Below are 6,032 nucleotides of genomic sequence, written 5' to 3'. Positions count from 1 at the left end.
CGCGAGCCGCCGGGTGGTGGAGGAGGCGGGGGAGCCGGCGGCCTACGTGGCGGCGGCGCTCGAGATGGCGCAGCGGATCCAGCGGCTTCCGCACCCGCGCTTCGCCACCGCCGGCTCGACCTGGAGAGCGCCGCGCCGGTCGGTGCCGCTGCGGGTCACCCGGATGTCGCGGGCGGGGATCGACCTGCGCGCCTTCGTTGCGGCCCGCACCGCGGTCGAGCGGCTCCCGCACGACACCACGGTCCACAACGACTACCACCGGCAGAACGTGCTGAACACGACCGCGCTCGGCCACGTCACCGTCATCGACTGGGAGTTCACGGCGGTCGGGCCGCGGCACCACGACATGGTCCGGCTGATCGTCGACATCCACGACGCCGCGGCCGCGCACGCGGCATGGCTGCTGCTGGTCGACTCGGTCCCGCCCGCCGACCACGCCGCGCTGGCCGCACAGCTGCGGTGGCTGACGGTCCGCACCTACGCCAGCGAGGTGACCGTCCCGCGCGACGCGGTCGACCCCGCCAAGTGCCGACACCGCAGGGAGCGCTGGCACCTGGCCCGCGCCTGGGCGGACGAGCTCGCCATCGATCGTTCGGAGGTTCCATGACAGACCGGCTCACGACCAGCGTCGTCACCGGCGAGGAGGCGATCGCCGTACTCGCCGACCTTGAGGAGTACGTCGACGCCCGGTCCGTCGCGTTCTGCTCGTCGGCGGCGTGGCTGGTCGCCGCGGCCCGCCACCTGGCCGGCACACCGGTCGTCATCGTCGTCCGCGCCGATGGCGCGCCCGTCGCGCTCGCCGCGCTCAGCGTGACGAGCCGCCGCGGGGCGCGACGGATCGAGCTGCTCGGTGGCGACCTCAACGACTACGGCCAGCTCTTCCACGACGGCGGGGAGGCTGCGGCGGTCCTGGCAGACGCCGTGGCGACGTGGATCCTGACCCAGCGCCGCTGGTCGGTGGCGTTCGAGCAGCTGCCCGAGGACGACCGGGTCCTCCGGCTGATCGCCTCCCGGCTGGCCGGCGCGGTGGTGGAGCCGGGCCCCCCGATGCCGCAGATCGTCGGGGTCGGCACCGACTACACGCTGAGCCGCAACCGGCGCCGCAAGGGCGTCAACGCGACCAACCGCATCGAGGCGGACGGCCGCTCGTGNGCCGCAAGGGCGTCAACGCGACCAACCGCATCGAGGCGGACGGCCGCTCGTGGGAGAAGGTGGTCGTCGACGACACCGCGGGCCTGGAGCAGTGGTTCCCGGCGGTGGTCGCCCTGCGTCGCCAGCGCGACCACGCATCCGGCCGGCGCAGCCACCTCGACGACCCGGCCGTCGGCGCGTTCTACGAGGCGGTCGTGCGGGACGCCGTGGCCCGGGGGCGCGCGGTCGTCAACCTGCTCCTCGTCGACGGCGCTGTCGCCGGGTTCTCGCTGGCCATGCTCGACGGCGCCGCCCACCGGCTCTGGGACGGACGGGTCGCCGACCACCTCCAGCGCTACCGCGGCGGGATGGTGTGCGACCTGATGGCGATCACGCGCGCCTCCGAGGACGAGGGGGTCACCACCTTCGACTGGCTCCGCGGCAGCCGCGAGGGGAAGTTCGGCAACCACGAGATCCACCGGCTCGGGCTCCGCGCGGCGTCCCACGGCTGGGTCACGACCGTCGAGGAGTGGGAGGACGGAGCCCGTCGCCGGATCAAGGCGACGCTGCCGGCCGCGGCGGTGCGCAGGCTCGTGGCCCGATGACGACAGCCGTCGAGCACAGGGACGCGCTGCGCCGTACCGGCTCCGCGGTCCTCGCCCTCGGCGCCTCGGAGCTGCTCGGCAAGGTCGCCACCTTCGTCCTGTTCCTCCTCCTGGCGCGGCTGCTCGGCGTCGCCGACTTCGGGCTGCTCTCGTTCGGGCTGAGCCTCGGGCTGCTGCTCGCGGTGCTCTCGTCGCTCGGCCTGGACTCGCGGGTGGTCCAGCTCGGCAGCGCGCAGCCGGAGCTGCTCGACCGGTGCTACGGCGCGCTGGTCGCGATCCGGGTGCTGCTCTCGGCGGCGGTGCTGGCGGTGACCGGCGCCGTCCTGTTCGTCACGATGACGCCGACCCACGCGACCGTGGTCGCGCTGCTGGTGGCGAGCTGCCTGCTCGACACCCTGTGCGACGCCTCGCGCGCGGCCTGCGGCGCGCTGCAGCGGCAGCAGGTCTCCGCCGTCGTGCTCGTCGTGCAGCGGTTCTCGGTCCTGGCCCTCGCGGCCGGCGCGCTGGTGGTGACGGGGAGCGCCGGGTACGCCGCGGTCGGCTACCTGGTCGGCACCGGCGTCGGGGTCGTCGGCATGCACCTCGCCGCACGCGGTGCCGGAGCCCGCCCGCAGGTCCGGGGCAGCCGGCCGCAGGTCCGGATGGTGCTCGAGGCGGCGCCGGTGATGGGGCTCGGGGCCGTCGCCGCGATGGGGGTGTTCCGGATCGACGCGGCGCTGCTCGGCGTCCTTCTCGGCACCACGGCGGTCGGCGTGTACGGCGCCGGCTACCGGGTCTTCGAGTCGATCCTCTTCGTGAGCTGGACCCTCTCCCGTGCCTACGTCCCGGTGATCGCGGGCAGCCCCGACGACGTGCAGCACATCCGGGTGTGGGCGCAGCGCGCGATGGTCGTCGTCTGCGCCGTCTACCTGCCGTACGGCGTCGTCCTCGCGCTCCGCGGGGACGACCTGGTCGGCCTGCTCTTCGGCCCCGCCTACGCCCACCCCGGTGTGCTGCTCGGCCTGGCCGCGGCGCCGCTGCTCTTCGGCGTCGGCCACCTGGCGGCGTCCGTGCTCCTCGCCCTGCGGCCGGACCCGGTGGTGCTGGTAGCGAGCGTGGTCGCCCTCGTCGTGAACGTGGTGCTGAACCTGTGGCTGATCCCCCGGTGGGGGCTCACCGCGGCGGCCGTCGCCACCACCGTCGCCTTCCTGGTGCAGGCGGCGATCCTCCTGGTCGCGCTGACCCGGATCACCGGCAGCATCGTGCCGGTGCGGCCGCTGGCCGCGGTGGTCATCGCCTCCGGGTGCGCCGGGGTCGTCGTCGAGGTGGTCGGCAGCGTCGGGCCGGCACTGGTGGGCAGCGCGCTCACCTACCTCGCGGTCGGGGTGGTGATGACGCGGCTGATCGACCCGGGCGCGTTCGCCGGCTACCGGTCGGTGCTGACGACGCGCGCGACCGCGTGAGGACGCAGGGCGGGGACGCCGTGAGGAACAGGGGGACCGGCACCGGTTGGAACTCCCCGATCGGGTTACCTCACGACCACGAACCAGGAGGTTTGCGATGGAGCAAGAGCGCGTGGTCCAACCCCACCCAGTGCAGGCGATCGCCGCGGGCTCTCCCGCGATCGGGGCGCTGATGGTCGGACTCGCGGGAGCCCTGGTGTCGCGGCTCCTGTCCCGCTAGTCCCGCTAGTCCGTCGCCTCGGCAGGGTCGGCCTCGTGGCCGGGCCGGCCGGCGGAGCGTTCCCGCTCCTTCATCTCTGCCTCGAAGAGGTGCCGGCGTCCGCCGGCCAGCTTGTCCCGCGCCTCCTCCTCGAGCTGCTGGAAGACGCGGTAGTAGTCGGCGTCGTACTCCTCGACGACCTGGAAGGTCCAGCGGCCGGCGATCACGTTGCGCCCGACCAGCTCGGTCTCCAGCCGGTCGGCGACGTCGCCGTGACCCGCCTCCCGGAACAGGTCGACGGCTTCGCCCAGGGTCCGGTCGGCGGTGCCGGTGAGCCGGTGGAAGCTGTAGAGGAAGCCGCGGGCGACCTCGGTCGCCTCCAGCGCTTCCGAGAGCTTGCCGAGGGCCTCGACGGTCGCGTCGTCGACGCCGTCGGGCCGCTGGTGGTCGGGGGAGGGTCCGCTGCTCGTCATGGTCGGCCGGTACCCAGGTCGGCCCCGGCGACACGTTCCGCAGCCGTTGCCGAGGGTCGGATGCGGCAGGACGTCATACGTCGGTGGACCCATCGCCGCTCGGCCGTATGACGTCCCGCAACGTCGTACGTCGGTGGACCCATCAACGTTCGGCCGTATGACGGCCCGCGCGACGTCATACGTCGGTGGACCTATCGCCGTTCGGCCGTATGACGTCCGGCGCGACGTCGTACGTCGGTGGACCTATCGCCGCTCGGGCGTATGACGTTCCGCGCGACGTCGTACGTCGGTGGACCCATCAACGTTCGGCCGTATGACGTCCCGCGCGACGTCATACGTCGGTGGACCTATCGCCGCTGGGCCGTATGACGTCCGGCGGGTCAGGGGCGGGTCAGGGGCGGGTCAGCTTGTGCGCCAGGAGTGCTGCGGCCGGACCGATCGCGTGGCCCAGGCGCAGGCAGCGGCGGGGGGCGAGGTCCTGCGCGGACCCGCCGACGCCGATCAGCACGTCCGGGCTCCTGGCCTCGATCGCGGCGACGGTGTCGGCGACCGCGTCGGCGTCGGCGGCGGTCGGCACCGCCAGCACCGCGCACGCGGCGGACCGGGACGCGACCGCCTCGGCCCAGTCGGCGACCGGGACGTCGGCACCGAGGTAGGTGGTCGACAGCCCCGCCCGGCGGGCGGCGGTCGCGAACGAGAGCAGCCCGAGCTCGTGCCGGGAGCCCGGGGGAAGGCCGACCACCACCCGGGGTGCCGTCTGGTTGTCGCCCGCCGCGTCGTAGGCCGCCGAGAGCCGGCGTACGACGCCGTGGGCGACGAGGTGCTCGCCCGCGACGGTCACCCGACCCGACTCCCACGCCACCCCCAGCTGGCGCAGGGCCGGGAGCAGCCAGCCGTCGACGACGGTCTCGAACGAGGCCGTGCCGAACCTCTCGTCCAGCACCTTGGCCAGCCCGTCGGCGTCGTACGACGCCGCGACACCGACCAGTGCCGAGTCGTCCGCGCCGCTGTCGCCCATGGTGGCCCGAACAGGCGATGGCGCGGGCGAGGGTGCCGGCGTCACCGTCGTGCGGCGGTGGGTCTCCTCGGCGGCCGCGCGCACCGACCACCCGGCCCGCACCAGCGACTGCATCAGGCTGAGGGCACGCACGGCCTCGTCGTCGTAGAGGCGGTAGCCGGACTCGGTACGGCGCGCGGTGCCCACGCCGTACCGGCGCTCCCACGCCCGCAGCGTCGAGACGCTGACGCCGACCTGCTCCGCGGCGTGCTTGATGGTGAACATGCCGGTCCGCTCAGCGCAGTGCTTCGCGGAGTCCCTCCTCGGCGGCGTCGCCGAGGCGCTTGAAGGCCGGGGCGAGGAGCGGGGCGACCAGCCGGGCCGCGCCCTTGAACTCGAACTCGGCGCGGTAGGTCAGCTCGGTGCCGCCGGCGCTCGTCGGGTCGAGCGTCATGGTGTCGTGCGCGACGAGGGTCTTGTTCTCCCCGCGCAGCGCGAACCGCCGCGGCGACGCGACCTCCTCGACCTGGTAGGTGAGCGTGGTCTCGCGACCGAGGAACTTCGAGACGTTGAGGTAGCGGGTGCCGACCCCGCCGTCGCCCTCCACGCGCGTGGTGCGCACCGTGCCGGGGTCCCACTCCTCGGTGTTGGTGAAGTCCTGCAGGTAGGCGAACACCTCCGCAGGGGACCGGTCGACCGTGAGCGTGCGTTGGATCTCCACTGGCTCTCCCAACCTTGACGTCAACCTTTGACAAACCTTGTACAAAGACCATAACTTGCCGCAGATGGTCCGGCAACACCGCAACAGCGCCACCGCCAGCCGCGGGGTCGCACGATGACGTCGATCCTCTGGCTGCGCCGCGACCTGCGGCTCGACGACCACCCCGCCCTCGCCGCGGCCGCCGACGACGGCCCGGTGCTGCCCCTCTTCGTGCGCGACCCGAGACTGGCGCGGGCGGGCGACGCGCGACGGAGCCGGCTCGAGGCGTCGCTGGCCGCGTTCGACGAGGCCACCGACGGCGCGCTCGTCGTCCGGTCCGGCGTCCCGGCCGACGTGGTCGCGGCCGTGGCCGCGGAGTCCGGCGCGCGCAGCGTGCACGTGACGGGGGAGTTCACGCCGTACGCCCGCGAGCGGGACCGCCGGGTCGCGGCCCGGCTGCGGGACGTCGGCGTGCCGATGGCCGC

8 protein-coding genes are annotated in these 6,032 nt (G+C 74.0%); 5 read left to right on the top strand and 3 right to left on the bottom strand.

Going from position 1 to position 6,032, the window contains the following annotated elements:
* The 4 genes from H0488_RS21500 to H0488_RS24795 all read left to right on the top strand — a co-directional run.
* The coding region (locus tag H0488_RS21500; RefSeq protein ID WP_183101255.1) for a phosphotransferase at window positions 1–607 on the top strand (607 nt) is incomplete at its 5' end.
* Between the two features lie 109 nt (window positions 608–716).
* Entirely contained in the window at window positions 717–1,736 is a 1,020-nt protein-coding gene (locus H0488_RS25390; RefSeq protein ID WP_446685633.1) for a GNAT family N-acetyltransferase, read from the top strand.
* Window positions 1,733–3,178: an oligosaccharide flippase family protein gene (locus H0488_RS21490; protein WP_183101253.1), complete on the top strand. Its 1,446-nt coding sequence runs from the start codon at window positions 1,733–1,735 to the stop codon at window positions 3,176–3,178. The genes H0488_RS25390 and H0488_RS21490 overlap by 4 nt, the downstream gene beginning before the upstream one ends.
* A gap of 97 nt (window positions 3,179–3,275) precedes the next feature.
* Window positions 3,276–3,398, top strand: coding sequence for a hypothetical protein (locus H0488_RS24795; RefSeq protein ID WP_281369728.1), 123 nt, complete (start codon window positions 3,276–3,278; stop codon window positions 3,396–3,398).
* 5 nt (window positions 3,399–3,403) lie between these two features.
* On the opposite strand, the gene H0488_RS21485 is transcribed toward H0488_RS24795, so the two are convergent.
* The 3 genes from H0488_RS21485 to H0488_RS21475 all read right to left on the bottom strand — a co-directional run bounded on the left by H0488_RS21485 (window position 3,404) and on the right by H0488_RS21475 (window position 5,568).
* A complete protein-coding gene (locus H0488_RS21485) occupies window positions 3,404–3,850 on the bottom strand; it encodes a hypothetical protein (RefSeq protein WP_183101252.1) in 447 nt (148 codons plus the stop codon).
* A 391-nt stretch (window positions 3,851–4,241) separates the two neighbouring features.
* Window positions 4,242–5,132 carry a MerR family transcriptional regulator gene (locus H0488_RS21480; protein WP_183101251.1) on the bottom strand — a complete coding sequence of 297 codons (891 nt, stop codon included), beginning with the start codon at window positions 5,130–5,132 and terminating at the stop codon, window positions 4,242–4,244.
* 10 nt (window positions 5,133–5,142) lie between these two features.
* Complete coding sequence (locus H0488_RS21475; RefSeq protein WP_183101250.1) at window positions 5,143–5,568, bottom strand: SRPBCC family protein; 426 nt, start codon at window positions 5,566–5,568, stop codon at window positions 5,143–5,145.
* Between the two features lie 114 nt (window positions 5,569–5,682).
* Here H0488_RS21475 and H0488_RS21470 point away from each other — a divergent pair.
* Window positions 5,683–6,032: deoxyribodipyrimidine photo-lyase (locus H0488_RS21470; protein WP_183101249.1), on the top strand; the 350-nt coding region annotated here is incomplete at its 3' end.

Origin of the sequence: Nocardioides pelophilus (assembly GCF_014180685.1) — a bacterium.
In the GTDB taxonomy this organism is placed as follows: Bacteria; Actinomycetota; Actinomycetes; order Propionibacteriales; family Nocardioidaceae; genus Nocardioides; species Nocardioides pelophilus.
The sequence above is the reverse complement of the archived record's forward strand: the minus strand, read 5'-3'. Positions and strand labels throughout refer to the sequence as shown.

Bases quoted from the DNA above. Each gene is read 5' to 3' on its own strand.
- H0488_RS21485 (WP_183101252.1), bottom strand. From the start codon at position 3,850: ATGACGAGCAGCGGACCCTCCCCCGACCACCAGCGGCCCGACGGCGTC.
- H0488_RS21480 (WP_183101251.1), bottom strand. From the start codon at position 5,132: ATGTTCACCATCAAGCACGCCGCGGAGCAGGTCGGCGTCAGCGTCTCG.
- H0488_RS21490 (WP_183101253.1), top strand. From the start codon at position 1,733: ATGACGACAGCCGTCGAGCACAGGGACGCGCTGCGCCGTACCGGCTCC.
- H0488_RS24795 (WP_281369728.1), top strand. From the start codon at position 3,276: ATGGAGCAAGAGCGCGTGGTCCAACCCCACCCAGTGCAGGCGATCGCC.